At 68.9% G+C, this 26175-nt stretch carries 25 protein-coding genes; 17 read left to right on the top strand and 8 right to left on the bottom strand.

Annotated features, from left to right (window positions below; all coding sequences use genetic code 11):
• Window positions 1-5: 5 nt before the first annotated feature.
• The 9 genes from HW577_RS01805 to HW577_RS01765 all read left to right on the top strand — a co-directional run bounded on the left by HW577_RS01805 (window position 6) and on the right by HW577_RS01765 (window position 8582).
• Window positions 6-1187 (top strand): beta/alpha barrel domain-containing protein, encoded by a 1182-nt coding sequence (locus HW577_RS01805; protein WP_198374350.1) that lies wholly within the window; start codon window positions 6-8, stop codon window positions 1185-1187.
• Complete coding sequence (locus HW577_RS01800; protein ID WP_198374337.1) at window positions 1184-2065, top strand: DMT family transporter; 882 nt, start codon at window positions 1184-1186, stop codon at window positions 2063-2065. Before HW577_RS01805 ends, HW577_RS01800 begins: the two co-directional genes overlap by 4 nt.
• A gap of 34 nt (window positions 2066-2099) precedes the next feature.
• Window positions 2100-3770, top strand: coding sequence for an NAD+ synthase (locus tag HW577_RS01795; protein ID WP_198374336.1), 1671 nt, complete (start codon window positions 2100-2102; stop codon window positions 3768-3770).
• Window positions 3767-4156: a hypothetical protein gene (locus HW577_RS01790; protein ID WP_198374335.1), complete on the top strand. Its 390-nt coding sequence runs from the start codon at window positions 3767-3769 to the stop codon at window positions 4154-4156. The genes HW577_RS01795 and HW577_RS01790 overlap by 4 nt, the downstream gene beginning before the upstream one ends.
• Window positions 4153-4461: a hypothetical protein gene (locus tag HW577_RS01785; RefSeq protein ID WP_198374334.1), complete on the top strand. Its 309-nt coding sequence runs from the start codon at window positions 4153-4155 to the stop codon at window positions 4459-4461. The genes HW577_RS01790 and HW577_RS01785 overlap by 4 nt, the downstream gene beginning before the upstream one ends.
• On the top strand, window positions 4458-5792 hold the full coding sequence (gene gltX / locus HW577_RS01780) for a glutamate--tRNA ligase (protein ID WP_198374333.1): 1335 nt from the start codon (window positions 4458-4460) through the stop codon (window positions 5790-5792). Before HW577_RS01785 ends, gltX begins: the two co-directional genes overlap by 4 nt.
• Window positions 5793-5930: 138 nt before the next feature.
• Window positions 5931-7352: a cysteine--tRNA ligase gene (gene cysS, locus HW577_RS01775; protein ID WP_198374332.1), complete on the top strand. Its 1422-nt coding sequence runs from the start codon at window positions 5931-5933 to the stop codon at window positions 7350-7352.
• Window positions 7353-7413: 61 nt separating this feature from the next.
• Window positions 7414-7776 carry a CopM family metallochaperone gene (copM, locus tag HW577_RS01770; protein WP_198374331.1) on the top strand — a complete coding sequence of 121 codons (363 nt, stop codon included), beginning with the start codon at window positions 7414-7416 and terminating at the stop codon, window positions 7774-7776.
• Window positions 7773-8582 (top strand): RNA methyltransferase, encoded by an 810-nt coding sequence (locus HW577_RS01765; RefSeq protein WP_198374330.1) that lies wholly within the window; start codon window positions 7773-7775, stop codon window positions 8580-8582. Before copM ends, HW577_RS01765 begins: the two co-directional genes overlap by 4 nt.
• Before the next feature lie 2 nt (window positions 8583-8584).
• On the opposite strand, the gene HW577_RS01760 is transcribed toward HW577_RS01765, so the two are convergent.
• The gene (locus HW577_RS01760) at window positions 8585-9610 is read right to left on the bottom strand and encodes a polyprenyl synthetase family protein (RefSeq protein ID WP_408639515.1); all 1026 of its coding nucleotides are present in this window, start codon (window positions 9608-9610) and stop codon (window positions 8585-8587) included.
• An 87-nt stretch (window positions 9611-9697) separates the two neighbouring features.
• Between HW577_RS01760 and HW577_RS01755 the strand changes: the two genes are divergently transcribed.
• Together HW577_RS01755 and HW577_RS01750 are read left to right on the top strand one after the other, a co-directional pair.
• Entirely contained in the window at window positions 9698-9910 is a 213-nt protein-coding gene (locus tag HW577_RS01755) for a putative signal transducing protein (protein ID WP_198374329.1), read from the top strand.
• Complete coding sequence (locus HW577_RS01750) at window positions 9907-10638, top strand: tRNA1(Val) (adenine(37)-N6)-methyltransferase (RefSeq protein WP_332837323.1); 732 nt, start codon at window positions 9907-9909, stop codon at window positions 10636-10638. Before HW577_RS01755 ends, HW577_RS01750 begins: the two co-directional genes overlap by 4 nt.
• 30 nt (window positions 10639-10668) lie before the next feature.
• On the opposite strand, the gene HW577_RS01745 is transcribed toward HW577_RS01750, so the two are convergent.
• The 5 genes from HW577_RS01745 to HW577_RS01725 form a co-directional block, all read right to left on the bottom strand.
• On the bottom strand, window positions 10669-10956 hold the full coding sequence (locus tag HW577_RS01745; protein ID WP_198374328.1) for a hypothetical protein: 288 nt from the start codon (window positions 10954-10956) through the stop codon (window positions 10669-10671).
• Window positions 10957-11059: 103 nt separating this feature from the next.
• Entirely contained in the window at window positions 11060-11734 is a 675-nt protein-coding gene (locus tag HW577_RS01740) for an SCO family protein (RefSeq protein ID WP_198374327.1), read from the bottom strand.
• Window positions 11735-11788: 54 nt separating this feature from the next.
• On the bottom strand, window positions 11789-12841 hold the full coding sequence (locus HW577_RS01735) for a ribonucleotide-diphosphate reductase subunit beta (protein WP_198374326.1): 1053 nt from the start codon (window positions 12839-12841) through the stop codon (window positions 11789-11791).
• A 130-nt stretch (window positions 12842-12971) separates the two neighbouring features.
• Window positions 12972-13817 (bottom strand): universal stress protein, encoded by an 846-nt coding sequence (locus HW577_RS01730; protein ID WP_198374325.1) that lies wholly within the window; start codon window positions 13815-13817, stop codon window positions 12972-12974.
• 105 nt (window positions 13818-13922) lie between these two features.
• A complete protein-coding gene (locus HW577_RS01725; RefSeq protein WP_198374324.1) occupies window positions 13923-14900 on the bottom strand; it encodes a Bug family tripartite tricarboxylate transporter substrate binding protein in 978 nt (325 codons plus the stop codon).
• Between the two features lie 291 nt (window positions 14901-15191).
• Between HW577_RS01725 and HW577_RS01720 the strand changes: the two genes are divergently transcribed.
• Complete coding sequence (locus tag HW577_RS01720) at window positions 15192-17057, top strand: ribonucleoside-diphosphate reductase subunit alpha (protein ID WP_198374323.1); 1866 nt, start codon at window positions 15192-15194, stop codon at window positions 17055-17057.
• 146 nt (window positions 17058-17203) lie between these two features.
• On the opposite strand, the gene HW577_RS01715 is transcribed toward HW577_RS01720, so the two are convergent.
• Window positions 17204-18928: a metallophosphoesterase family protein gene (locus tag HW577_RS01715; RefSeq protein ID WP_198374322.1), complete on the bottom strand. Its 1725-nt coding sequence runs from the start codon at window positions 18926-18928 to the stop codon at window positions 17204-17206.
• Window positions 18929-19057: 129 nt separating this feature from the next.
• A complete protein-coding gene (locus HW577_RS01710) occupies window positions 19058-20479 on the bottom strand; it encodes a Do family serine endopeptidase (protein WP_198374321.1) in 1422 nt (473 codons plus the stop codon).
• Between the two features lie 241 nt (window positions 20480-20720).
• Between HW577_RS01710 and HW577_RS01705 the strand changes: the two genes are divergently transcribed.
• The 5 genes from HW577_RS01705 (at window position 20721) to HW577_RS01685 (ending at window position 26161) form a co-directional block, all read left to right on the top strand.
• A complete protein-coding gene (locus HW577_RS01705) occupies window positions 20721-21398 on the top strand; it encodes a winged helix-turn-helix domain-containing protein (RefSeq protein WP_198374320.1) in 678 nt (225 codons plus the stop codon).
• Entirely contained in the window at window positions 21391-22773 is a 1383-nt protein-coding gene (locus tag HW577_RS01700; RefSeq protein WP_198374319.1) for a sensor histidine kinase, read from the top strand. The genes HW577_RS01705 and HW577_RS01700 overlap by 8 nt, the downstream gene beginning before the upstream one ends.
• Window positions 22774-22814: 41 nt before the next feature.
• Window positions 22815-24059 (top strand): aminopeptidase, encoded by a 1245-nt coding sequence (locus HW577_RS01695; protein WP_198374347.1) that lies wholly within the window; start codon window positions 22815-22817, stop codon window positions 24057-24059.
• A gap of 45 nt (window positions 24060-24104) precedes the next feature.
• Entirely contained in the window at window positions 24105-25658 is a 1554-nt protein-coding gene (locus tag HW577_RS01690) for a D-aminopeptidase (protein WP_332837322.1), read from the top strand.
• 95 nt (window positions 25659-25753) lie between these two features.
• On the top strand, window positions 25754-26161 hold the full coding sequence (locus HW577_RS01685; protein WP_198374317.1) for a GAF domain-containing protein: 408 nt from the start codon (window positions 25754-25756) through the stop codon (window positions 26159-26161).
• The last annotated feature ends 14 nt before the right edge of the window (window positions 26162-26175 follow it).

The raw sequence follows: 26175 nt of genomic DNA, 5'->3' as shown, positions 1-26175 counted from the left end.
TCGGCGTGCCGAAACGGGGCGGACCCGCTTCCGCTCCGTCTGATACGACGGATGCTGCCATCGCCGCGCGCACCGACAGCTACTTCAACCGCACCAAGGCGATCGTGGCCCGCTTCGGCGATACGCGCGTGACCTATGCGGTGTTTCTCCGGCGGCCGGTGGTCTCGGCGCCGCGCCTGATGCTCGACTGGCTGCGTGCCGTGGCCGCGGCGCGCGGCATGGAGATCAAGATCGAGGTGATGCACGAGGAAGGCCAATGGGTCGGTGCGGGCGATCCGCTGCTCTACCTCACCGGGTCCCTCGTCGCACTGTCGGACCTCGAGACGATCCTGCTGCAGAAGCTGGGCGCGGCCTGCGTTGCCGCGCACAATGCGTACCAGATGTGCCTGGAGCTTCCCCAGGTTGCGTTCCTCGCCATGGAAGCCCGGCACTGCGCCGGCGCCGAGATGCAGGAGATGATGGCCTACGCCGCCTCCGTCGGCAGCCGCGCAGCACAGCGGGAAGGGGCGAAGGGCTTCATCGGCAACGCGAATGACGCGACCGCGCACTGGTTCGGCCAGACATCCGGCTACGGCACGATGCCGCATGCCTTGATCGGCTACGCGGGCACTACGGTGCGCGCCGCGGAGATGTTCCACGAGACGTTCCCGGACCAAGCGCTGACCGTGCTGGTCGACTATTTCGGACGGGAGGTGACGGACGGGCTCGCGGTCGCGCGCCGCTTCCCTGACCTCGCCGCCGGGGGACAGCTCGCGATGCGGCTCGACACGCATGGCGGTCGCTTTCTCGAGGGGCTCGACCCCGCGGAATCCTACGCCGTGCTGGAACGTCACGCGCCCGGCGCGATCCGCCGCTATCGTAGCGAGACGGAGCTCCGCCATCTGGTCGGCACCGGCGTCTCCGCCGCCGCCGTCTGGAAAATGCGGGAGGCGCTCGACCAGGCTGGCTTCCCGAAGGTGCGCATCGTTGCCTCCTCCGGCTTCGGCGTCGGCAAATGCCGCGTCATGGCCGAGGCAAAGGCCCCGATCGACGTGGTCGGCACCGGATCCTTCATTCCGGACGCCTGGAACGAGACCTACGCCACTGCCGATATCGTCGAGTACGACGGCGTGCCGCGCGTGAAGGTGGGGCGGGAATTCCTGCTGCGGCACGGCGAGGCGCGGAAGAAGAACGGCGGCCACGGGTGAATGGCGCGGCTGCGGCGCGGGAACGCCGCATCGGCTGGGCCTGCGCCATGCTGCTGCTGGTCGTCTGGGCCAGCTTCCACCTTGTCTCCCGCCATGTGGCGCGCGATGCGCTGACGCCCTGGGACATCGCTGCGCTGCGCTATGGCGGGGCCTTCCTCTGCGTGCTGCCCTTCCTGGCGCTGCGCGGCCCGCCGCGGATCGCGCCGCGCCGCCTGCTGGCAGTGCTCGTCTTCGCGGGCTTCGGCTTCCCGGTGCTCGCCTATGCCGGCTTCGCCTTCGCGCCGGCGGCGCATGGCGCCACGATCATGGCCGCCGGCCTGCCGGCGGTGACGGCGCTGCTCGGTCTCGCGACCGGCGTTGCCCGGCTGGCGACGCGGCAGTGGCTCGGCATCCTCGGAATCGTGCTGGGTAGCCTCGCGCTCGCGTTGACGGGCGGCGGCGCCGCGCCCGGGGCGTGGCGCGGCGACCTGCTGTTCCTGGCCGCCGTCTCGTCCTGGGCGGTCTACACGCTGCTTGTGCAGCGCTGGGCTCTGCCGGCGCTCGACACGACGCTTGCGATCGGCCTGCTGGCGGCGCCGATCTACCTCCCGGTCTGGTGGCTCTTCCTGCCTTCGGGGCTCGCCGAGGCATCCTGGGGCGCGATCCTCGGCCAGGCGGCCTTTCAGGGCATCGGCGCGGCGGTGGTTGCGGGCATCCTCTACACCCGCTCGGTCGCCGCGCTGGGACCGACGATTACGACCATGATCGGCGCAGCCGTGCCTGGCATCGTCGCCGCGGCCGCCTGGCCCCTGCTGGGGGAGGCGCTGGCCCCGGCTGGGATCCTCGCCGTGCTCGCGGTTTCGGCCGGACTTGCGCTCGGCATGGGCGGCGCGCGTTGACCCCCACCCCCGGCATACCTAGGTTCCGCCCATCATGGCCGAAACGCTGAAGATCGCGCTTGCGCAGATCAACACCACCCATGTGGGTGCGCTGACCGCGAATGCGGACCGCATCCGCGCCGCGCGGGCGGAGGCGGCGCGCCTCGGCGCCGACCTGCTCGTCACGCCGGAGTTCTCGGTGGGCGGCTACCTGCCCGAGGATCTCGTCCGCAAGCCGGCCTATGTCCAAGCCTGCGCCGAGGTGATCGCCGCACTGGCCGCCGAGACGGCCGATGGCGGCCCCGGCATGATCGTGGGCGGTCCCTGGCAGGATGGGGAGAAACTGCACAACGCGGCGTTCCTGCTGGAAGGCGGGCGCATCGCCGCCCGTCGCGCCAAGCACGAGTTGCCGAATTACGGCGTGTTCGACGAGAAGCGCGTTTTCGATCCCGGTCCCGTGCCTGGCCCCATCGTCTTCCGCGGGTTTCGCATCGGCCTGATGGTCTGCGAAGATTGGTGGCTGCCGACCGTTGCCGAGACGCTCTGCGAGACCGGCGCCGAGATCCTGCTGTCGATCAACGGCTCGCCCTTCGAGGCCGACAAGCATGAACGGCAGCGCCTGCCGCTCGCGGTGACGCGCGTGGTCGAGACCGGCCTGCCCTTCGTTTTCCTGGGCCAGGTCGGCGGGCAGGACGAGATCGTCTTCGACGGCGCCTCCTTCGTGCTGAATCCGGATCGCTCCCTGACCCACCTGATGCCGAGCTTCGCCGAGGAAGTGCGGCTGACCGAATGGCACCGGGAAGGCGAAAGGCTGGTCTGCGCGCCGGGCGCGGTGGTGCCGCCGCCGGACAGGCTCGGGCAGGTCTACGCCGCGATGGTGCTGGGCCTTGCGGACTATGTCGGCAAGAACGGCTTCCCCGGCGTCGTGCTGGGGCTGTCGGGCGGGATCGATTCGGCACTGTCGGCCGCGGTCGCCGTCGATGCGCTGGGGTCGGACCGCGTCCGTGCCGTGATGATGCCATCGCCATACACCAGCGGCGAAAGCCTCGAGGATGCGGCGGAATGCGCCCGCCTTCTCGGCATCCGCTACGACACGATCGGGATCGGGCCCGCGATGGAGGCCTTCGGCGCCATGCTCGCGCCGGCCTTCGGCAACCGTCCGCCCGACATCACCGAGGAGAACATCCAGTCGCGCATCCGCGGCGTGACGCTGATGGCGCTGTCCAACAAGTTCGGCGAGATGCTGCTGACCACTGGCAACAAAAGCGAGATGTCGACCGGCTACGCGACCATTTATGGCGACATGGCCGGCGGCTATTCCGTGCTGAAGGATGTCTATAAGACGACCGTCTTCGCGCTTTGCCGCTGGCGCAACGTGAATGTGCCCGCCGGCGCGCGCGGACCCGCCGGAGCGGTTATGCCGGAGCGCGTCATCACCAAGCCGCCCTCGGCGGAACTGCGGCCGGACCAGAAGGACCAGGACAGCCTGCCGCCCTATGAAGTGCTGGACGCCATCCTGGAAGGGCTGGTGGAGGGCGAGAAGTCGGTCGATGCCCTGGTCGCCGAAGGCCATGACCGCGCGCTGGTGCTACGCGTGTGGCGATTGTTGGACCGTGCGGAGTACAAGCGGCGCCAGGCGCCACCAGGCGTGAAGATCACGGCCCGCGCCTTCGGCCGCGACCGCCGCTACCCGATCACCAACGGCTTCACGGCGCTGGTCCGATGAGCGAAGAATTCGAGGCCGAGGTCTTCCCGCGCGGGGAATACGGCGTGCAGATCATGGACCTGTCCGGCGCGAACGGCTCCGAGCCGGTCGAGACCGTCACCGGCTTTATCACCATCGAGCACGCCAACGCCTTCGCACGCCGCTATGTGCGCGATTCCGTCGAGCGTTGCCGCGCCCCGGGCATGGATGCGAAGGCCGTTCTCGATGCCTGGTTCGCATTCGGCGAGGATGCCGAGGTGCTCGGCGCCGGCAACGATGCCTGGGTCAGCCGCGCCGAGTTGAAGGACTTCGCAGACACGCCCGTGCGCGATGCCGAGGAACGGAACTGGCGCGTCCTCGATCCGCGCCGCGATGAGGATGATGACGACGACGAGGACGCGCCATGAGTACCTTCCAGGTGCTGTGCGGCGACTTCGCGCACTACCAGGATCCCGACGAGGAATGGAGTGTCGATGGTTTCCGCAGCGAGGAGGTCGCCGCCGAATACGCCCGCCGCTTCGTGCGCGACCAGGTGGAGCACCTGCGCGCGGAGTACGACGACCCCGAGGCGCTGCGCAGCGCCTTCATGATGTTCGGCGAATACGCGATCGCGCCCGGCTTCGAGTTGAAGTCCTGGCTCGACCACTGCATCGCCAACCCGGCCGCGCGCAAGGCCGACACCGACTACCAGGCGCTTGATCCGAACCGATGAAACTCCGCTTCGCGCCCTCGCCGACCGGCCTCCTGCATGTCGGCAATGCCCGCGTGGCGCTGGCCAACTGGCTGCATGCCCGGCGGCTTGGGGGTGAGTTCCTGCTGCGGCTGGACGACACCGACCTCGAACGCTCGAAGCCCGAATTCGCGGTGGCGATCGAGGAGGATCTGCGCTGGCTCGGGCTCGACTGGGACGGGCGCGTGGCGCAGTCCGAGCGGCTTGACCGCTACGCCGCGGCGGCAGAGCGGTTGAAGGCCTCCGGCCGCCTCTACCCGTGCTTCGAGACTGAGGACGAACTCGCCTTCAAGCGGGAGCGCCGGCGCCGTGAGGGCCGCCCGCCGGTCTATGACCGCGAAGCACTCCGCATGACGCAGGAGCAGATCGACCGCGCCATCGCCAATGGCAAGCAGCCCTACTGGCGGTTCCGTCTCTCCTCCCGCTCCGTTGGCTGGACGGACTTGATCCTCGGCGGACGCAACGTGAAGCTTCAGGCCATCTCCGACCCCGTCCTGATCCGCGCCGATGCCTCGCCGCTCTATACCTTCACCTCGGTGGTGGATGACCTTGAGATGGGGATCACGCATGTGATCCGTGGCGAGGACCATGTCACCAACACCGGCATCCAACTCGACCTCTATGAGGCGCTGGGCGGCGATCCCGCGCGGCTCGCCTTCGGTCATCTGCCGCTGCTGACGGATGAGACGGGCGGGGCGCTCTCCAAGCGCCTCAGCTCGGTCTCGCTGCGCCATCTGCGCAAGGATGGGATCGAGCCGGCTGCACTCGCAGGCTACCTGGCCGCGCTCGGCTCCTCGGCCGATCCTGTGCCGGGGATGCCGGCGGACCTCGCGCCAGGGTTCGACATCACCCGCTCCTCCCATGCCACGGCGCGGTTCGACACGCGGCAGTTGCTCGCGCTGAACAGGCGCGTGCTGCACGGCGCGGGCTTCGAGGCGGTGCGCGAGCGGTTGCCCGAGGGAGCGGACGAGGCCTTCTGGCTCGCCGTGCGCGGCAATCTCGACCTGCTGCGGGAGGCACGGCCCTGGCTCGACGTGGTGCGCGGCAGCATCGTGCCGCCGGTGCAGGAGGGGGAGTACGATTTCCTCAAGGCGGCGCTCGCCGCCCTGCCGCCCGAACCCTGGGACGCCACCACCTGGCCCGCCTGGACCGGCGCGCTTAAGGAGGGCACCGGGCGCAAGGGAAAGTCGCTGTTCCTGCCGCTGCGCCTCGCCCTGACGGCGGAGGAACATGGGCCCGACCTCGCCACGCTCCTGCCGCTGATCGGCCGGGACCGTGCGGCCTTCCGGCTGCGGCTTTCGGCTGGCGCTTGAACCGGCGCGCCGAAAGGCGCACAAGATAGTCCATGTCCGCATCCAGGCCCTGCGCGCTCGCGCTCTGTCGCTGAACCGCTCCTCCGGGGAAGCCCTTTCCCCGTTTGCCTGCCTGCTACCCCAGCCCGCCGGACCGCCATGACCGACCTTCTTCTCCACGACAGCGCGGCGCGCACGAAGCGCCGCTTCGTGCCGATCGATCCGACCCATGTGCGGATGTATGTCTGCGGACCGACGGTCTACGACCTCGCGCATCTCGGTAATGCCCGCCCTGTCGTGGTGTTCGACGTGCTCGCGCGCCTGCTGCGCCGGCTCTACCCCAAGGTGACGTACGTCCGGAACATCACGGACGTGGACGACAAGATCAACGCGCGGAGCCGCGAGAGCGGCGAGCCGATCGCCATTATCACCGCCCGCACCACCGCCGACTTCCACCGCGACATGGCAGCCCTCGGCGCCCTGCCGCCGGATGTCGAGCCTCGCGCGACGGGACACATCGCCGAGATGATCGCGTTGATCGAGCGGCTGATCGCGAATGGCCACGCCTATGCGGCCGACGGGCATGTGCTGTTCAGCGTGCCGTCCTTCGCCGAGTACGGGCGGCTTTCGGGCCGCAGCCCGGACGAACTGGTCGCCGGCGCGCGGGTCGATGTCGCGCCCTACAAGCGCGATGCCGGCGATTTCGTGCTTTGGAAGCCCTCCGACGCCGACACGCCGGGCTGGGACAGCCCCTGGGGCCGTGGCCGGCCCGGCTGGCATATCGAATGCTCCGCCATGTCCTGGAAGCATCTGGGGGAGGAATTCGACATCCATGGCGGCGGGCACGACCTTATCTTCCCGCACCATGAGAACGAGGTCGCGCAGTCCGTCTGCGCCTTCCCCGGCCATGCCTTCGCGCAGTACTGGATGCACAACGGCATGCTGCTCGTCGATGGCGAGAAGATGTCGAAGTCGCTCGGCAATTTCCGCACGGTGCGCGATATCCTGTCCGAGGGTGCCTGGGCGGGGGAGGCGTTCCGCCTGCTGCTGCTGCGCACCCACTACCGCGCCGCGCTCGACTTCACGATCGACGGGCTGCGGGAGGCGAAGGCCGAGCTCGACGACCACTACGCCATGCTCTCGCGCGCGCCGGCTACCCAGGGTGGCCCGCTCGCGGGGCAACTCGCCGAATGGGTGATCGCGCCGCTGCTCGATGACCTGAACACACCGCTCGCCCTCGGCCGCCTGCGGGATCTGCGGACGCTCGAGAATACGGTGACCGTCGGTGGATCGCCCGCCGTGGTGCTGGAACGAACCGGCCTGTCCGAACCACCGGCGCCGGGTGTCGCGGCGGCCGCGTTCCGGGAGGCGGCGTCGATCCTCGGCATTGGAGCCGGCGATCCGGCGGCCTGGCGGCAGGGTGGCGAGGATGCCACCATGATCGAAGCCGCCATTGCCGCCCGCCTGGCAGCGCGCGCGTCGAGGAATTTCGGCGAGGCCGACCGAATCCGCGATGAGTTGAAGACACAGGGCATCCTGCTGGAAGACGGGCCGGGCGGAACGACCTGGCGTCGTGCTTGACCTTGCCACGATGGGAAGCCGCAGCATCCCATCCGGACGCAACAAGCCGGGAGACTCCCCCATGACCCGTTTCGCGCTCGCCATCATCGCCGCGCTCATCGCGGTACCCGCTGCGGCTCAGCAGGGCCACCAAGGCCATGGCGCTCCCGCGCGCGGCGCGCAGGAGGCAGCCTCCACGCGCGAATTCCGCGCCGCGAACGACCGGATGCACCGCGACATGGCGATCCGCTTCACCGGCGACGCCGATCGCGACTTCGCCGCCGGCATGATCCCGCACCACCAGGGCGCGATCGACATGGCGCGCGTGGTGCTACGCCACGGCCGCGATCCCGAGATGCGCGCCTTGGCCGAGAACATCATCCGTGCCCAGGAAGCCGAGATCGCGCAGCTGCGCGCCTTCCTCGCGCGAAGCCAGCCGCGATGACCGGCGGGCGCAAGGACGGCAGGGCGCGGCTCACCGCGCCCGAGGGCGAGACGCCCGTCATCGTCCTGGTACGCCCGCAAATGGCGCGCAACATCGGCAGCACGGCGCGCGCCATGGCCAATGGCGGGCTGTTCCACCTGCGCCTGGTCGCACCGCGCGACGGCTGGCCGCAGGCCGATGCCTATCCCGCAGCCTCCGGTGCCGATGCGATCCTCGACCACGCGCAGGTCTTCGACAGCGTCGCGGCGGCGGTCGCCGATTGTCACCGCGTGATGGCCACATGCCCACGGCCACGCCACATCGTCATCCCGGTCCGCACCGCGCGCGCGGCGGCGGAGGATCTGCGCGACATCGCCGCGCGGGGGCTGCGCTCGGCCGTGCTGTTCGGACCCGAGCGCGCGGGGCTCGAGAATGATGACGCGGCCTGCGCCGATACGCTGGTGCGTTATCCGCTGAACCCCGAGCACATGTCGCTCAATCTCGCCCAGGCCGTGATGATCCTGGCCTATGAATGGTGGACCGCGGCCGAGACGACGCCGCCGCGCGTGCTGATGACCAACGAGACGCGCATCGCCACCAAGGGAGAACTGGAAGCCTTTCTCGGACGTCTGGTGGCGGAACTGGATGCCAGCGGCTTCCTCGACCATGCCGAAAAGCGTCCGGGCATGGTGCGCAACCTTCGCCACTGGTTCCAGCGCGGCGAGGTGACGGAGCAGGAACTCCGCACCCTGCACGGGGTGGTGACGGAACTCTCGCGCGGGCGGATGCGGCGCGGGCGGCCGGACGTGGCGCCGCCCTGGGGCTGAGGCTACCGCGCGCGCTCGATGCAGAAATCGACCACGTCGGCGAGCGCTCGTTTCTCGGCGCCGTCCGGAAAGCCCGCCAGCGCCGCCAGCGCTTGGTCGCCATAGGCCCTCGCGCGGTCGATCGTATCGGCAAGGCCGCGATGCCTGGTGATCAGCGCCTGGGCCTGGGCAAGGTCGCCTTCCGCCTGGTCGCGATCCTCGAGCGTGCGGCGCCAGAAGGCGCGTTCCGCATCATCGCCGCGCGCGAAGGCGAGCAGCACGGGAAGCGTGATCTTGCCCTCGCGGAAGTCGTCGCCGACCGTCTTGCCGAGTGCTTCCTGGTCCGCGCTGTAGTCGAGCGCATCGTCCACCAGCTGGAAGGCGACGCCGAGCGCCATGCCAAATTCCCGAAGCGCCGCCTGCGCGGCCGGAGGCTGGCCGGCCACGACGGCACCGACCTCGGTCGCCGCGGCGAAGAGCGCCGCGGTCTTGCCTTCGATCACCGCGAGATACTGCGCCTCGGTGGTCGTGGTGTCGTTCTGCGTCATCAACTGCAGCACTTCGCCTTCCGCGATCGTCGCGGAAGCCTCGGACAGGATGCGAAGCACCTCGAGCGACCCATCCGTCACCATCAGCTGGAAGGCGCGGGAGAACAGGAAATCGCCAACGAGCACCGAGGGCTTGTTGCCGAACAGGGCGTTCGCCGAGGCCTGGCCGCGGCGCAGCGCGCTCTCGTCGACGACATCGTCGTGCAGCAGCGTCGCGGTATGGATGAACTCGACGCAGGCGGCGAGGCCGACATGCCGGTCGCCGCGATAGCCGCACATGCGCGCGGCGGCGAGTGTCAGCAGCGGTCGCAGGCGCTTGCCGCCGGCTGCGACGATGTGCGCGGCGAGCTGTGGGATGAGCGCCACGTCGCTCTGCATCCGCTCGACAATCACACGGTTGCAGGCTTCTAGATCGTCGCGCAGCAGCGCGATCAATGTGGTCAGCGCGTCCTCGCCCCGCGCGGCCGGCGGGGCGACGCGTGGCGATGCTGTTGCGCTCACCCTTGCTCTGCTCCTGGTGTGGGCGGCACCATAGGCGCCGCCCGCCGGGGCGGCAAGCGGCGGAAAATCAAGGGAAATGGACTTGCGATGCGCGTTGTCGCTACCACGACGGATCCGGTCAGGCTGAGTTTCCTCCGCGCCCTGCTGGCCGATGCCGGCATCGAGACAATCGTGCTCGACGCGCACATCAGCGCCGTGGAAGGCGGTATCGGCGCCTTCCCGCGCCGCCTGGCCGTGGCGACCGATGACGAGGCGCGGGCGCGCGCCGTCCTTGCCGAGGCAGGCGAGGCACTGGCGTGATCGAGACCACCGAAGACCTGATGCTCGGCGGCCGCATCCGTCTGCGCCAGCCGCGGGATGGCTTTCGTGCGGGCCTTGACGCGGTGCTGCTCGCCGCCTTCGTGCCGGCGCGTCCCGGAGAGCGGATGATCGAGGCCGGCTGCGGAACCGGTGCTGCCTTCCTTTGCCTCGCGGCGCGTGTCCCAGATTTGGACGTCGCCGCCGTCGAGCGGGAGGCCAGCATGGCAGCGCTCGCACGGGAAAACGCGGCCGTGAATGGCGTCGCGGCGAGGGTGGAGGAAGGCGATGTCGCGGACGTGGCCCTGGCGCGCTCGCTTGGGCCGTTTCACCACGCCCTTGCGAATCCGCCATTCTGGCCTGGCGGCACGCCGCCGCCAGGCGCGATACGCCGTGCGGCGACCCATGAGTCCGAAGTGGGGCTCGGTGCCTGGGCCGTGTTCCTTGCGGCGGGACTCCGCTCGGGTGGCACGGCATCCATGATTCTGCCCGCGGCGCGCTTCGATGTCGGCGTCGCCGCGCTGCGCGGGGCGGGGTTGGGCGCCACGCTACTCTTGCCACTCGCTCCGCGAGAGGGAATGGAGGCGAAACGGGTTCTTATGCGCGCCCGCAAGGGGGCAAATGGATCGGCACGCATCCTGCCTCCCCTGGCCCTGCACCTTCCTGACGGGACCTTCACTATGGCCGTGGAGCAAGTGCTGCGAGGCGCCGCTTCGCTCGGGCCGGCCTGATGGTCGAGTGACGCCCGCGTCAGCCCCGGCCTACTGGTCCTTCACTTCCGGATGGCGGAGGAGCCAAAGGCGCTCATGCGCGGCGACGAGGCTCTCGAGATTCTTGCGTCGGTTGGAATCCGGAGCGGTCGGTCGACGTGTCAGCATCATTTCGAGGATGCGCAGCAGGTCCTCCGCCACCTCGAAGTCGCCCTGGTCGCAGGCATGGTGAAAGGCGATGAGGATCTTGTCCGACAGGCGGCGTGTATGCCGCGGCGCGGAGCCGCCACCACGGCCACCTTCGGCGCCCTGCGCGCCATCTGAATCCTCAAAAGACATAGCGCCTGCCCCTTCGTCGTTCCGCCGTCGCGCCCTTCGGGGGGCTTCGGACACACGGCAAAGGGAACATAGCCATTGCCGCCCGGTTGCGGAACCCCGCGTCTCATAAAGCGCGCAGTTGCGCAGCCACGGCGGCGGCAATCGCCTCGGGTGTGGTCTCGGGACGGAAGAGACTTCTCACGCGACCATCCGGGCCGACGAAATAGATGAAGGACGAGTGGTCCATCAGGTAGTCACCCAGGTCGCGGGGACGGACCTTGGCGTAGTACACGCGATAGGCGCGCGCGGCCTGCGCGATCTGCTCGGCCGTGCCGGTCAGGCCAACCATGCGTGGATGGAATCGGGACACATAGTCGGCAAGGGCCGCCTGGGTATCCCGCTCGGGATCGATCGTGACGAAGACCGGCGTCACGCGTTCCCCAGCCGGGCCCATCGCATCCAGCGCGGCGGCGATGGTGCCAAGTTCGGTCGGGCAAACATCCGGACAATATGTGTAGCCAAAGTACAACAGGACTGCGCGACCGGCGAAGTCGCGCTCGGTCACGGCGCGGCCGGTGTGGTCCGTCAACGTGAAGGGGCCGCCAAGTACCACGCCTTGCGCAAGTTGGATGCCGCCGGCGGACGGTGCCGGCATGTCCATGCCGGTCAGTACGGCAACGCGACGAAGAAAGGCGTCGGCAAGCGATTCGCCGGGCGCACGCCCGAACCAAGCGACAGCCCAGAGACCGGCGAGCAGGAGTGCGAGGGCAAGAGAGGCGAGACGAACGGCGCGGATCATGCGCGGCTGATAGGCACCGTGGCGCGGGGCGCGCAAGGGCGCCCCGCGTAACGCTCAGTGACGGACACCCTCGATCGCGCCTTCCGGCTGGGGCGAGGAGAACACGCTGTCGGCGAAGGCTTCTTCCCAGGTCCCTGCCGTGCTCGCCTTGGAATACTCAGTCGCGCGGTTCTCGAAAAAGTTCGTGTGCTCGACCGCGTTCAGCATTTCGTCGAGCCAGGGCAGAGGGTTCTTCTCGATGTTGTAGAGCGGGTCGAGGCCGAGCTGCTGCAGGCGACGGTCAGCGATGAAGCGGATGTACTTTTTCGTCGCCTCGGCATCGAGGCCCTGTACGCCACCGAGCTCGAAGGCGAGGTCGATGAAGGCGTCCTCATGGTCCACGATGGTGGCGCAGATGAGGTACAGGTCGCGCCGGAACTCCTCGGTCCAGATCTCCGGGTTCTCCTGCACGAAGGTCCGGAACAGGCGGATGACGGACAGGCAGTGCAGCGTCTCGTCGCGCACCGACCAGGAGACGATCTGTCCCATGCCCTTCATCTTGTTGAAGCGCGGGAAGTTCATGAGGATAGCGAAGGATGCAAAGAGCTGCAGGCCTTCCGTGAAGGCGCCGAAGGCGGCAAGCGTCTTGGCGATCTCGGTCTTCGATTCGACCGAGAAGGTCTGCATGTAGTCGTACTTGTCCTTCATCTCCTTGTACTTGAGGAAGGCCGTGTACTCGATTTCCGGCATGCCGATGGTGTCGAGCAGGTGTGAATAGGCCGCGATGTGTACTGTCTCGATGTTCGAGAAGGCGCTCAGCATCATGAGCACCTCCGTCGGCTTGAACACCTGAGAGTAGTGCTTCATGTAGCAGTTGTTCACCTCGACGTCGGCCTGGGTGAAGAAGCGGAAGATCTGCGTCAGCAGATTCCGCTCGGATTCCGTCAGGTTCTTCTGCCAGTCCTTCACGTCATCCGCGAGCGGAACTTCCTCCGGCAGCCAATGGATTCGCTGCTGGGTCAGCCAGGCATCATAGGCCCAGGGGTAGCGGAAGGGCTTGTAGACCGGGTTCGAGGTGAGCAGGTCGAACTTTACAGGCAGTTCGTCGGTCGCGATCCCATCGGCCATCTGAGCCATCCCCCGCTTGATGCAGTGACGCCGCTTCTACCAGAATTGGTGTCCTCGGCAATCGTTCACCGCAACATCTGGTGTGCGGCCGCGTAGCCGCAAGAGCGCCATCCCGACTCGCGCCCCACCATCAGTGAGACATCAGGACAGGGACGGTCATCTGCCGCAGCAGCGTGCGCGTGACCCCGCCGAGGACGAATTCGCGCAGCCGCGAATGACCATAGGCGCCGACCACGAGCAGATCCGCTGACATGTCCGAGGCATGGTTCAGCAATAGATCCGAATCCGGTATGTCCGGCGCGACGCGGTGCTCGACCGTCACGGCAAGCCCGTGGCGAGCCAGATGCAGCGCGATGTCGGCGCCCGGTTCCTCGCCATGGCCGGCGATACCCTTCTCGGGGTTGGCCGCCAGGATGCAGGTCGTCGTGGCCCCGGCGATCATGGGCAGCGCGTCGTTGACGGCGCGTGCCGCCTCCCGGCTCGCATTCCAGCCGACCAGAACGCGAGTCCCGACCGAGGCGTAGTGGCCGGCGTATGGCACCACCAGCACCGGTCGCCCGGCGCCGAACAGCACGTCGCCGACAAGGCCCGTGGTGCCCGGAGCGGCTGTCTCCGGGTCCTCCTGCCCGATGATGGCGAGGTCGGCGTAGCGCGCATGAAGCGCGATCTCCTCCCGCAGCATGCCTTCGGCCAGTCGCCACTCCCCGCTCACGCCTTCGCGTGTTGCGCGTTCGCGGAAGGTGGCCTCGATCCGGCGCGCATCCTCGAGCGCCGCGGCGCGCATCTCCTCCATCAGGCCCCCGAGCGCTGCCCCGCCGCCCGCATCGGCCATCGCGACCATCGGCAGGGCCATGTCCACCACGAATATGGCCGCGAGATGCGCGTCGTGCCGCCGTGCGAGGTCCACCGCAAGGTGAAGGCGCTGCGCCGATTGCGCGCTGGCGTCGAGGTGAACGAGCAGGTCCCGGTATGGCATCGCATCCTCCCGCGCCCGGCCCCGGGCCGTGGCGTCGGGGCGGGAGGATCCCGCGCAAAGCCAGGCGCGGCGTTGATCCGCCGCAAGCGAGACCGGCCCCGGGCGCTACTCGGCCCGGATGCCGAGGGCGCGGACCTCCGGCTCCCAGTAGTCGATCTCATCCCGCACATACTGTGCAAAGCGGGCGGGCGTGTAGCCGCGCATCGCTGGGGTGCCCATCTCCTCGAACCGGCCCGCGATGGCCGGGTCGGCCAGAGCCTGTTCGGTCGCTGCGGCCATTCGGGCGATGACCGCCTCCGGCGTGCCGGCCGGGGCGAAGAAGCCGTACCAGGAATATGCCTTGTAGTCGGGAATGCCTGCCTCGGCCGCGGTCGGCACGTCGGGCAGCAGGGAGGACCGGCGATCGGTCGCGACGAAGACGACGCGTGCCTGCCCCCCTTCATGCATCCCCTTGAGGAGCGAGGGGATGTCCGAACAAAACTGGATTTCCCCGGCAGTCAGGGCGGTGAAGACCTGCCCGCCGCCCCGGTAGGGGACGTGCACCGCCTGCGTGCGCGTGCGGATGCAGAAAGTGGCCGAGGCAATGTGCCCGGAAGTGCCGATGCCAGACGAGCCGTACTGGAAGCGCCCGGGTGCTGCGCGAAGGGCGGAGACGAACTCCGCCGCGGTGCGCGGTGAAAAATTGCGCGTCGTGATGGCGAGCGCGATCGGGACGAAGACCGTCGGCGCGATCGCCACCAGGTCGCGCCGCGCATCGAAGGGCACCGGCGCCGGGAGGCCGCGTGCCAGGGCGATCGGCGACAGGGTCGAGAGGACGAAGACCTCCCCGTTAGGCGGCTGCTTCGCGACGTAGTCGGTGCCGACGACGCCGCCCGCGCCCGGGCGATTCTCGATCACCACGGGCTGGCCCAGGATGTCGGCCAGCTTGGGCGCAAGAAGGCGGGTCGTGATGTCGGTGCCGCCGCCGGTCCCGAAGGGAACGACGATGCGCACCGGGCGGGTCGGCCAGGGCGTCTGGGCGAGCGCCGGGGCCGGCAGCAGGCCCGCGGCGAACAATGCACGGCGGGTCGGGCGAAGGGTCATCGGCGTGGCTCCGGACAGGTTGTGCCCAAGCGTGCCGCGGATCGAGCCTGTGGAAAAGTCTGGGCTTGCGGAGGGTCGAGGTGTACGGAGTGATGAACGAAACGAGAACTCATGATGGCCTGTTACGTCTCCCGGGTCCTTGGCAAGAGGTTCCTGCGGCACCCGATCTGGTAGTGACAACAGTGTTGCAAGACTACATCTTGTGGCGGAGCGGGGTTCCGCGCCTAAATGCGCTCGCGGGACGGGAGTCTCGTGGCCCGTGGGGGGGCCGTTCTACCGGGGGGGTTATCCGTGTTCGACGCTGTGCAGCTTGAGGGCCATGGGCAGGTCCGTGTCGATCGCTCGCGCGATGCGTTGCTGACCGATTTCGGTAAGGCAACTCTCGACGACCGTTATCTCCTGCCTGGCGAATCCTATCAGGATCTTTTTGCGCGGGTGGCGAGCGCCTATGGCGACGATGCGGCCCATGCGCAGCGGATCTACGACTACATATCGCGCCTGTGGTTCATGCCGGCGACGCCGGTCCTGTCCAATGGCGGCACGACGCGCGGCCTGCCGATCTCCTGCTTCCTGAACGAGGCATCCGACAGCCTCGACGGCATCGTCGGTCTCTGGAACGAAAACGTGTGGCTGGCGGCCAAGGGCGGCGGCATTGGCTCCTACTGGGGTAATCTCCGCGGCATCGGCGAGAAGGTCGGCCGGAACGGCAAGACCTCCGGCGTCATCCCCTTCATCCGGGTGATGGATAGCCTGACTCTGGCCATCAGCCAGGGCTCGCTCCGTCGCGGCTCGGCCGCCTGCTACCTGCCGGTGAACCATCCGGAGATCGAGGAATTCCTCGAGATGCGTCGCCCGACCGGCGGCGACCCCAACCGCAAGGCGCTCAACCTCCATCACGGCGTGCTTATCCCCGACGCCTTCATGCGTGCGGTCGAGGCCGACGAGGAATGGGCGCTGGTGTCCCCCAAGGACGGGGCCCTGATGAAGAAGGTCTCCGCCCGCAGCCTCTGGATCCGCATCCTGACGGCGCGGATCGAGACGGGCGAGCCGTACATCATCTATTCCGACCACGTGAACCGCGCCCGGCCGGAACACCACAAGCTCGCCGGGCTCGAGGTGAAGACCTCGAACCTCTGCTCCGAGATCACTCTGCCGACGGGCATCGACCAGCATGGGCAGGAGCGGACGGCGGTCTGCTGCCTCTCCTCGCTGAACTGCGAGACCTGGTTCGAGTGGCACAAGGAACCGCAGTTCATCCCGGATGTGATGCGGTTCCTCGACAACGTGCTGCAGTCCTTCATCGACACTGCGCCCGATTCCATGGCGCGGGCGAAGTACAGCGCGATGCGGGAACGCTCCGTCGGCCTCGGCGTGATGGGCTTCCACTCCTTCCTGCAGAAGATGAACGTGCCCTTCGAGTCCGTCGTCGCGAAGGTGTGGAACAAGAAGATGTTCAAGCACGTCCGCGAGCAGGCGGACGCCGCGTCCCGCATGCTGGCGGAAGAGCGTGGCCCTTGCCCCGACGCGGCCGAATACGGCTTCATGGAACGGTTCTCGAACAAGATCGCGATCGCGCCGACGGCCTCGATCAGCATCATCTGCGGCGGCGCCAGTCCCGGGATCGAACCGATCGCGGCGAATGTCTACAATCACAAGACGCTGTCCGGCTCCTTCATCGTGCGCAACCCGTACCTGCAGAAGGTGCTGGCAAAGCATGGGCGCGACGATGAGGAGACCTGGACGACGATCACCGTCACCAAGGGATCGGTCCAGCACCTGGATTTCCTGACCGAACACGAGAAGGCGATCTTCAAGACGGCCTTCGAACTCGACCAGCGCTGGGTGGTGGAGCATGCGGCCGACCGCACGCCCTACATCTGCCAGTCGCAGTCAGTGAACATCTTCCTGCCGGCGAACGTCCACAAGCGCGACCTGCACCAGATCCACATCACGGCGTGGAAGAAGGGCGTGAAGTCGCTCTACTACTGCCGCTCGCTGTCGATCCAGCGCGCCGACACGATCAGCGAGAAGGTCGTGGGCCAGGGCGACATCATGGCAGCGCATGTTCCGATGGAACGCGAGGCGACGCTGCCGCTTGCGGCGGCGCAGCCCGCAGGCAATTCGAACAATTACGAGGAGTGCCTCGCCTGCCAGTAGTTCGGCGCCAAGGGGCGTCGGCTACGGCGCAGGCCGAGGACTTGCGGATCGAGGCCCACCGGATCCCCGTCCGGTGGGCCTCTTATGTTTTTCGCAGCCGCACACGCATGCGGCGGAATATGGCGGCGCGTGGCGCGACGGCCTGCTCAACGTCTTTCGCGGCTGGGCACGGCCATTGCGAGGTCAAGCCGCGTTGGCCGTAGCAACAAAAGGCCGCCATCCTTCGCCGGCGCCAGATGATGGATCCAGGCCGTCGGCCTGGTTCCCATGACGGGCGATGATGCGGACAGGATCCGCAGCCCCCTGCTTTGACCGGCCCAGTCGACATGGCGGTGTCCGTGCAGCACGAGGATGCGTGGTGCCAGCCGGCGCAGCCGACGCAACACCCAGTGACCGTTGACGAGCGCGGTCCCGATCCGATCCGCGAGCGGCGTGCCGGGCCGTGGATACTCGACCACATGATGGTGCAGCACGACCAACCACCGCGCGCTCGGGTACGCCCCCATCGCCGCCTCGGCTGCGCGGAGCTGCGCCATGCCGACCATGCCGAGTGCGTTGGTGAAGGAGAAATGCGTCTCCGCATTCGAATCGAGCAGGACGACGCCCAGCCCGTCCGGCGCCGGCGGTGGCGCGATGAGCGGAAAGGTCATATCCCAGGCGGTGCGCGCTGCACGACCGGCGCGCCAGCCTCCCTGGTCCACGAACCGTGCCAGTGCGTCGCCGCGGCCATGTTCGGCGAGCCAGGCTGTGAGCGTCGGTCCGATCCGGCCGGCCCGCCGGTCGACCAGATGCACGCGGGTCCCTTGCAGTCGCGCCATCGCGGCGAGGAAGCGCATCCGGCGGAGCGCTCCGCCCGGCGCGACGGGAAGTTCCAGCCGCGCCGGGTTCGCCCGGTCGACGATGTTCACATCGTGGTTGCCGGGAATGACCAGCATCCGCTCCCGCAGTCCAGGATACGCCGCGATCCCGTCCTCGAAGGCGATGTACTCGGCGTTGCGGCCCGCATCCGTGATGTCGCCGGAGACGATGATGCGGTCTAGCCGTCGGGTCGCATCTTCTCGCGCAAGCGCAGCCAGCGTCCGATGCAGGAGGTCGTTACCGCGCGGTCCGGCACGCCCGCATTCGAGGCGGAAACCATGCGCATCGCCGACGACGTGCAGGTCCGACAGATGCGCGACACGCCAGGCCGACTCTCCACGCGGGGCTGCCTCCAGGTCCGCGGGCGTTCCCGCCAGCACCTCTGCGATGCTCCAGGCGGGAGCGCTGACAGTCAGATAGACGGCGACTGCCCAGATCCCGTTGCGGAGGGAGTCCCCGGCCGCGCGCAGCAGGCCCGAAGGGCTCGCATCCTCGATGATGAGCGTCGGCAAGGGGCCCACGCCCAAGGCAACGAGCGCCGCTAGCTGGCCGAGCAGCAGGCCCGACACCAGGCCCGCGTAGCGCCTCGCCCGCGTAAAGACACCGGTCGGCGCTACCCGCTCGGCGAGGAGCGCAACCATTTCGCGGACCGCCATGTAGAGGGGGAGGACAAGCGCGGCGTTCAACGCCCAGAAATTCCGCTCGGTTGCCCGGAAAAGGTCCTGGCCCCAGCGCCAGCCGAGCAGCGCGGCAAGAGCGAGGATGGCCAACAGTGTCAGCCACCGCTCTGCGCCCGACACCTGGTCCCAAGCGGTTCCGACGAACCAGAGCGCTGCCTTCGGCGCCACCCCGATGATTGCCGCCGGGACCACCAGCAGGAGTGTCGCGGCAATCGCCAGCTTCGGCAGGCTGATCTCAAGCAGGATGGAGGAGGCGTGGCCGAACAGCGAATGGTGCGCGGTGCTCGACGCGTCATCCTCCAGGTCGCCGTCGCGCGGGTCGACGAAGGACATATCGCCTCGGTTGGGTGGATCGGACGCAGTCTAGCGCCCGATCCGTGGCGGCGGAAAATCCGGAGTTGTGAATCCGTCACGCGATCAATCGCGGGCCTCGCCGCCCTCCGGCGAGGCCCGTCCTTGCGATCACCCAGCCTGCAGGGGAACTGCCACGAAGCGCCTGGCGCCATCGCGTTCAACCTGGAGGGCGATGGAGGCGTGCCCTGCCGCGCGCGCGGCGGTCACTGCCTCCACCACGTCGCGCGGGGCGCGTGCCTCCCGTTCACCGGCCCTGAGTACCGTATCGCCGGCCATTAGCCCGCGCGCTGCAGCCACGCTGCCCGGCTCGACCTGCACGATCGCGACGCCGCCGCCGTCCCGCGGCGCAAGGCGGAGGCCGATGGAAGGCTGGGCCACCGGCGCGCTCGGCTTGGCCGCCGCCTGACTTGCCGGGTGGGTGCCGAGCTCGACGCGGCGCTCGACCGCGGAGCCACCGCGCAGCACCGCCAGCGTCACGCCGCTGCCGGGGGCGCGCTCCGCGATGCCGGCGGCGAGGTCCCGCGGCGACTCTACGCCCCGGCCATCGACCGCCGTCACCACGTCGCCCGCCTCGATGCCGGCGCGCGCCGCAGGGCTGCCTGGTTCGACGCCCGCCACGAGGACGCCCTTCGCGTCCGCAAGGCGCAGCGCCTGCGCAAGGTCGCGGTCGAGTGGCTGGAGCGAGACGCCGAGCCAGCCGCGCCGGACGTTCCCATGGTCCCGCAACTGGGCAACGACCTGTTGGGCCATGCGGGCCGGCACAGCGAATCCGATGCCGATGTTTCCACCGGAGGGCGAGAAGATCGCCGTGTTGACGCCGACCACCTCGCCGGCGGCGTTGAAGAGCGGCCCACCTGAGTTGCCCGGGTTGATGGGCGCATCCGTTTGAATGAAGTCGTCATACGGGCCGGCGCCGATCTGCCGGCCGCGCGCGGAGACGATTCCCGCTGTCACCGTGCCGCCGAGCCCGAACGGATTGCCCATCGCCATCACCCATTCGCCGACGCGCGCGCGGTCGCTGTCGCCGAAGGCTAGGGCGGGCAGCGGCGCCCCGGCCTCGACCTTCAGCAGCGCGATGTCGGTCGCGCGGTCGCTGCCCACGACGCGCGCCTGCAGGTCGCGCCCGTCCGTGAGGACGACGCGGACCTCGGCAGCATCCCCTACCACATGCGCGTTGGTGACGATGAAGCCGGCCGGATCGATGACGAAGCCGGAACCCTGGCCGGCGCGGCGCGGGGCCTCGCCCGGGTCACGATCGCGGCGGAGCATCTCGCCGAAGGGTGTGCCGCGAAGCTCGGGCTGGCCTTCGGCACGCGGCGGGCGGGCGCGCTCGGCGCTCAGGACACGGACGACGGACGGACCGACGCGCTCCGCGACCTCAGCAAAGTCGGGGGCGGCGATGCGCGCGGCGACCGGCGCGGGCGTCGGCTGGGCCGTGCCCGGCAGGGCGGTCAGGGCAGTGGTGCCGAGCGCGAGGGCAAGGGCACCCGCGGCAAGCGCCGAGCGGCGTACGGTGGAGGGGGAAGGCATGTCGTTCTCCTGGAGCGTGGGGTTCGCCGCCCCGTCAGGCGACGGGGCATCCCGGTCAGAAAGCGCCAGCCGCCCTCGTCGGCCCCTGTCGAAGCCCTTACCGATCCGTATGTTGATAAGGCCGGGTGCCGCTTGAGAGTGGGGTCCGGCGTGTTCGCCGCGCAGCCGCCACAGCAGCCCTGTGCGCTGTGCCCCCCGGCTTCCGTGGGTGTCGGGGCAAAGACCAGCCAGGAGGGGTCCCGTGCGTATCCTGCTCGTGGAGGACGACGCCGAAACCGCGGCCTATGTCGCGCGCGGACTCGAGGAGGCGGGCCACGTCGTCGACCATGCGGCGGACGGCCAGGACGGCCTGTTCCTGGCCACAGGTGGCGGCCATGACGTGATGGTGGTGGATCGCATGCTGCCGAAGCTCGACGGTCTTTCCATGGTCCGGGCCGCGCGCGCGGCAGGCGTCACGGCGCCCGTCCTCTTCCTGACCGCGCGTGCGGGTGTCGGCGACAGGGTGGAAGGTCTCGAGGCCGGCGGCGACGATTACCTCGCCAAGCCATTCGCTTTCGCCGAGCTTGTCGCGCGCATCAATGCGCTCGCGCGTCGGCCGCCGCTGCAGCAGGAGGTGACGCTGCTCCGTGTTGGCGATCTGGAAATGGACCTGATCCGTCGCAGTGTCTCGCGTGCCGGGCGTAGGATCGACCTGCAGCCACGCGAATTCCGCCTGCTGGAATTCCTGATGCGGCGGGCCGGTCACGTGGTCACTCGCACCATGCTGCTCGAGGGCGTTTGGGACTTCCACTTCGACCCCAAGACCAGCGTCGTCGAGACCCATGTCAGCCGGCTGCGCGCCAAGGTGGACAAGGGCTTCGATGGCGAATTGATCCACACTGTCCGCGGCGCCGGCTACGTCATACGCGCCGATGGCTGAGGCTTCGTCCCGCTGGGCCTTCGCGCGGACCACCGCCTTCCGCGTGACGCTCCTGCATCTGATGCTGACCCTCGCAGGCACTGCGCTGGCGGGCGGCGTCGCGTGGTGGCTCACCGCGGGCTTCGCCGGCCGGCAGGCGGTGCAGGAGGTCGAGCGTGGCATGGGCGTGCTGCTCCAGTCCGGTGCACTGTCCGGCGCGCGGGGCATCGCGCTTTCCATCGAGGCACGGCTGGCCGCGGATCTGACCGGCACCGAGCACTACCTCCTGGCCGCGCCGGACGGGCAGCGTGTCGCGGGAAATCTCGCCTCCATGCCGCGCCAGGCCGGGTGGCATGAGGTTCGGGTCCGCCAGACCGAAGGGACGGAGGTGCCCGTGCTCCTGCTGGTCGCGCCTTTACCGGGCGGCGGAGCCCTGGTGGTCGGGCGCGATCTTTCCGCTGTGCGCGCGCTGGAACAGCGCCTCCTTTCCGGTGCCTTATGGGTGGGCCTTGCCGTCCTCGTCCTCGGCCTCGCCGGGGGCCTCGTGATCGGGCGCGGCGTTGCGAAGCGTGCGGCACGCATGGAAGCGGCCCTCGCCGAGATCCAGGCGGGCGCCCTCGAACGGCGCCTTCTCGTCGGCGGCGCCGGCGACGAGTTCGACAGGCTTGCGCTGCGCATCAACGCGACGCTTGATCGTCTTCAGGCGCTGATGACCGCCTTGCGCGAGGTGACGGATGACATCGCGCACGACCTGCGAACGCCCCTCACGCGACTGCGGCAGCGGCTCGAGGCCGTGGCGCTGGATCCGAAGCCGGAGGCGATCGCGGCGGCGGAGAAGGAAGTCGACGCCTTGCTCGACATGTTCGCCGCGCTGCTGCGCATCGCGCAGGTGGAATCGGGGGCGCGGCGCGCCGGCTTCACGCGGGTCGACCTTTCGGCAGTCGCGCAGTCCGTGGCCGAGGTCTACGCATCTGCAGCAGAGGAGCGCAGTCAGGTGCTGGAGTCCGACATCGCGCCCGGCGTGACGATGAACGGCGACCCGGCGCTGCTGACGCAGATGCTGGCGAACCTTCTGGAGAACGCGATCCGCCATGGCCGCTTGGGGGGGCGCGTTCGGCTGGTGCTCGGCCCGGCGGAGGCATGCGTCAGCGACGACGGCCCCGGCATCCCGGCATCCGAGCGCGAGGCGGTGTTCCGCCGGTTCCATCGGCTCGACGCCGCGCGTTCGACACCCGGCAGCGGGCTCGGGCTCGCACTCGTGCGGGCCGTCGCGGGCCTTCACGGCATCCGTATATCTCTGGAGGATGCGGCGCCTGGCCTTCTCGTTCGCTTGGCGCTTCCTTCGGCGGTCAAGGCCGATGGCGCGGCGCTTGCGGGCGGGTCGCGCCGCCCCTAATCGATCTCGGACAGGAACGGGAGGCAATGATGGACCACGCGATGCACAGCGCAGGCACGATCACGCATGCCGAACGGCTCGATCGCCTGGCCGAGGTGGCGGTCAAGGTCGGGCTTGGCCTGGCTCCGGGGCAGGAACTGGTGATGACCGCCTCGGTGGACGCGCTCGACCTATCGCGCCGCATCACCGAGCACGCGTATCGGGCCGGGGCGCGGCTCGTCACGACACTGCTCTCCGATGATCGGGCCACGCTGGCGCGTTACCGCCTTGCGCCTGAGGAGAGTTTCGACACCGCGCCAGGCTGGCTGTTCGACGGCATGGCAGCAGCGTTTCGGGGCGGTGCCGCGCGGTTGGCGATCGTCGGTGAGGACCCATCGCTGCTCGCGGGTCAGGACCCCGACAAGATTGCCCGCGCCAATCGCGCCCGGTCGCAGGCCTATCGACCGGCGCTAGACCTGATTTCCACCTCCACCATCAACTGGGCGCTGGTCGCGGCGGCGACACCGGCCTGGGCCAGGGCCGTCTTCCCCGACACGACGGACGAGGTGGCGATGGCACGTCTGTGGGATGCGATCTTCGCGGCCTCGCGCATCGATGCGGCCGACCCCGTCGCGGCATGGGCGGCGCATAATCGCGGCCTCATGACGCGGCGGAACATGCTGAACGAGCGGCGCTACGCCGCGCTGCATTTTCGTGGGCCCGGCACCGATCTGCGCGTCGGGCTCGCGGATGGCCATGCGTGGATGGGCGGGCTGACCACGGCGAAGAACGGGTTGACCGGCAATCCCAACATCCCGACCGAGGAAGTCTTCACCACACCCCACGCGGCAAGGACCGAGGGGGTTGTCGCAGCGACCAAACCGCTGGCCTACCAAGGTACCCTGATCCGTGACATCAGGGTCCGCTTCGAGGACGGTGTGATCGTCGATGCGGAGGCCAGTGCTGGGGGCGAGGTGCTTCGGCGGATGATCGGCACGGATGAAGGCGCGCGGCGTCTCGGTGAAGTCGCGCTCGTGCCCGACTCCAACCCGATCTCCCGGAGCGGCGTGCTGTTCCTGAACACGCTGTTCGATGAGAATGCCGCGAGCCACATCGCGCTCGGCCAGGCCTATTCCAAATGCTTCCTCGACAAGGATTTGTCGGATGAAGCGCTTGCCGCCCGCGGCGCCAACCGCAGCCTGATCCATGTCGACTGGATGATCGGGTCAGCCGAGACGGATGTGGATGGCATTGCCGCGGACGGGACCGCCGAACCCCTCATGCGCCGGGGTGAATGGGTGCGCTAGACGCAGCAGTGTCCGGGCGCGACAGTTCGGTCCATGCATGGATCCGTGTCTCGGCGCCTTGACGCCGCAATCGCCGCGCTGCCGCGTGCCTATCCCGGTCCCGGCGGCGCTGTCGCCGTCCTGCGGCAGGGGGAGGTCCTGGTGCGCCATGCCTGGGGCTGGGCCAATGCCGAACGGCGCATGCCATTCACGCCGCGTACGTTGTTCCGGATGTGCTCCATCACCAAGCAGTTCACCTGTGCGGCGCTGCTCGACGCCGTGCCTGATCCTTCCGACCTTGATGACGCGCTGAGGGCTCGCCTGCCGCTGCTTGAGGGGCCCGTGCCGGGTGTCCTGCATCTGTGCCACAACCAGTCGGGGCTCAGGGATTATTGGGCCGTCGCCATGCTGCACGGTTCGCCGGTGGAGGCGCCCTTCGGCACGGATGAGGCGCAGGCCGTCGTGTCCGGCACGCGCACCCTGCATTTCGCGCCAGGTACACGCTATTCCTACGCGAACCAGAACTTCCGTCTGCTGTCCGACCTGCTCGAGGATCGCGAAGGCGAAGCCTTCGCCGACATCCTGCGACGCCGCATCTTTGCGCGATGCGGCATGGAGACCGCTTTTGTCGCAGCCGATACCCGCGCCCTGCCGGACGGGACGGAAGGCTATGAGGGAAGCCAGGCGAGCGGCTTCCGCGCCGCCGAGAACCGCATCCTCTGGACAGGCGATGCCGGGCTCGGCGCTTCACTCGATGACATGGTCGCCTGGGAGCGGCACATCGATGCGACGCGCGACGACCCGCAGGCGCTGCCGGCCAGGCTCGCGGGACCCGTCGCCTTCGCGGATGGCGCGCCGGCGAGCTACGGCTTCGGCCTGTCCCGCGGCACGGAATTCGGGCGAGCCGTCTTCGGCCATGGCGGCGCGCTGCGGGGCTGGCGCAGCCATCGGCTGTACGTGCCGGCGGAGCGGGTCTCGATCGTCGTGATGTTCAATCACCTGTCCGATGCTCACGCCGCGGCGGTCGACCTGCTCGCCGCCGTGCTGGACGCGTCACGTTCGGTGCCGGTCGCCGATCTGCCGGTGCCGCCGTGGCTCGGGACCTGGCGAGAGCCCGAGACCGGGCTGTCCGTGCGCATCGATGCTGCTGGCTCAGGGCGTGTCCGCCTGCGCTTCGGCCATGTCGCGGAACGGCTCGACATCCGGCGCGACGGCTCGGCTGGCAATGGCCGCACGCTTCTCCGCGCCGACGCGGGCGGCCTGCGCATGGAGCGTCCGCAGGAGAATCAGGCCAGCACGCTCGTTCCATGGTCGGGCGAAGCGCGACCGGACATCGCCGGTCGCTATCGCTGCGCGGAACTCGGCGCGGAACTCGAGATCGCCGACGCCGGCGGTCAGATCTACGGCGCCTTCCAGGGCATTCTCGGACGAGGGCGCATGGAGCTTCTTGAGCCGATCGGACAGGATCTTTGGACGCTGCCATGTCCGCGGGCCTTGGACCACACGCCTCCGGGAGATTGGACGCTTGCCATACTGCGCACGACGGATGGGAGGGTCGCGGATGTCGAGGTGGGCTGCTGGCTCGCGCGACGCCTGACCTATGCGAAGGTCGGCGCGTGATGCGTGACCTTGCTGCCATGGTTGCAGCGCTTGAGGCTGTCGCCGCCGCCGGAGCGATGGCGGGTCAACCCGATGCGATCTTCCACGCGATGGAAGTGGCGACGCGCGCCACGATCGGCCATCGCCTGTTCACCGTGATGCGGCACGATCCCATCGCGGGCCGAAACCGCCGCATCTTCACGAGCGATCCCGTCGCCTATCCGGTGTCCGGCCATAAGCCCGTGGACTGGGCCCACCCCTGGGCGCAGCGAGTCCTGCGGCATGGCGAACCCTGGATCGGGCAGACTTCGGCCGACATCGCCTGGGCCTATCCGGACCATGAGCGGATAGCGGCCATGGGGCTTGGCAGCGCGATGAACCTTCCGGTGCGCTGGAATGGCGTCGTCCTGGGGACCGTCAACCTACTGGATGCCGAAGGTCATTTCGCGGAGGAGAGCGCCATCCGCGGCATGGTTTTCGCTGCTCTTGCGGTGCCGGCCCTGCTCGCTATCGATGAAGCCTGATCCGCCGGAGATGG

The organism is Neoroseomonas rubea (assembly GCF_016106015.1).
Taxonomy (GTDB): Bacteria; Pseudomonadota; Alphaproteobacteria; order Acetobacterales; family Acetobacteraceae; genus Neoroseomonas; species Neoroseomonas rubea.
The sequence above is the reverse complement of the archived record's forward strand: the minus strand, read 5'-3'. Positions and strand labels throughout refer to the sequence as shown.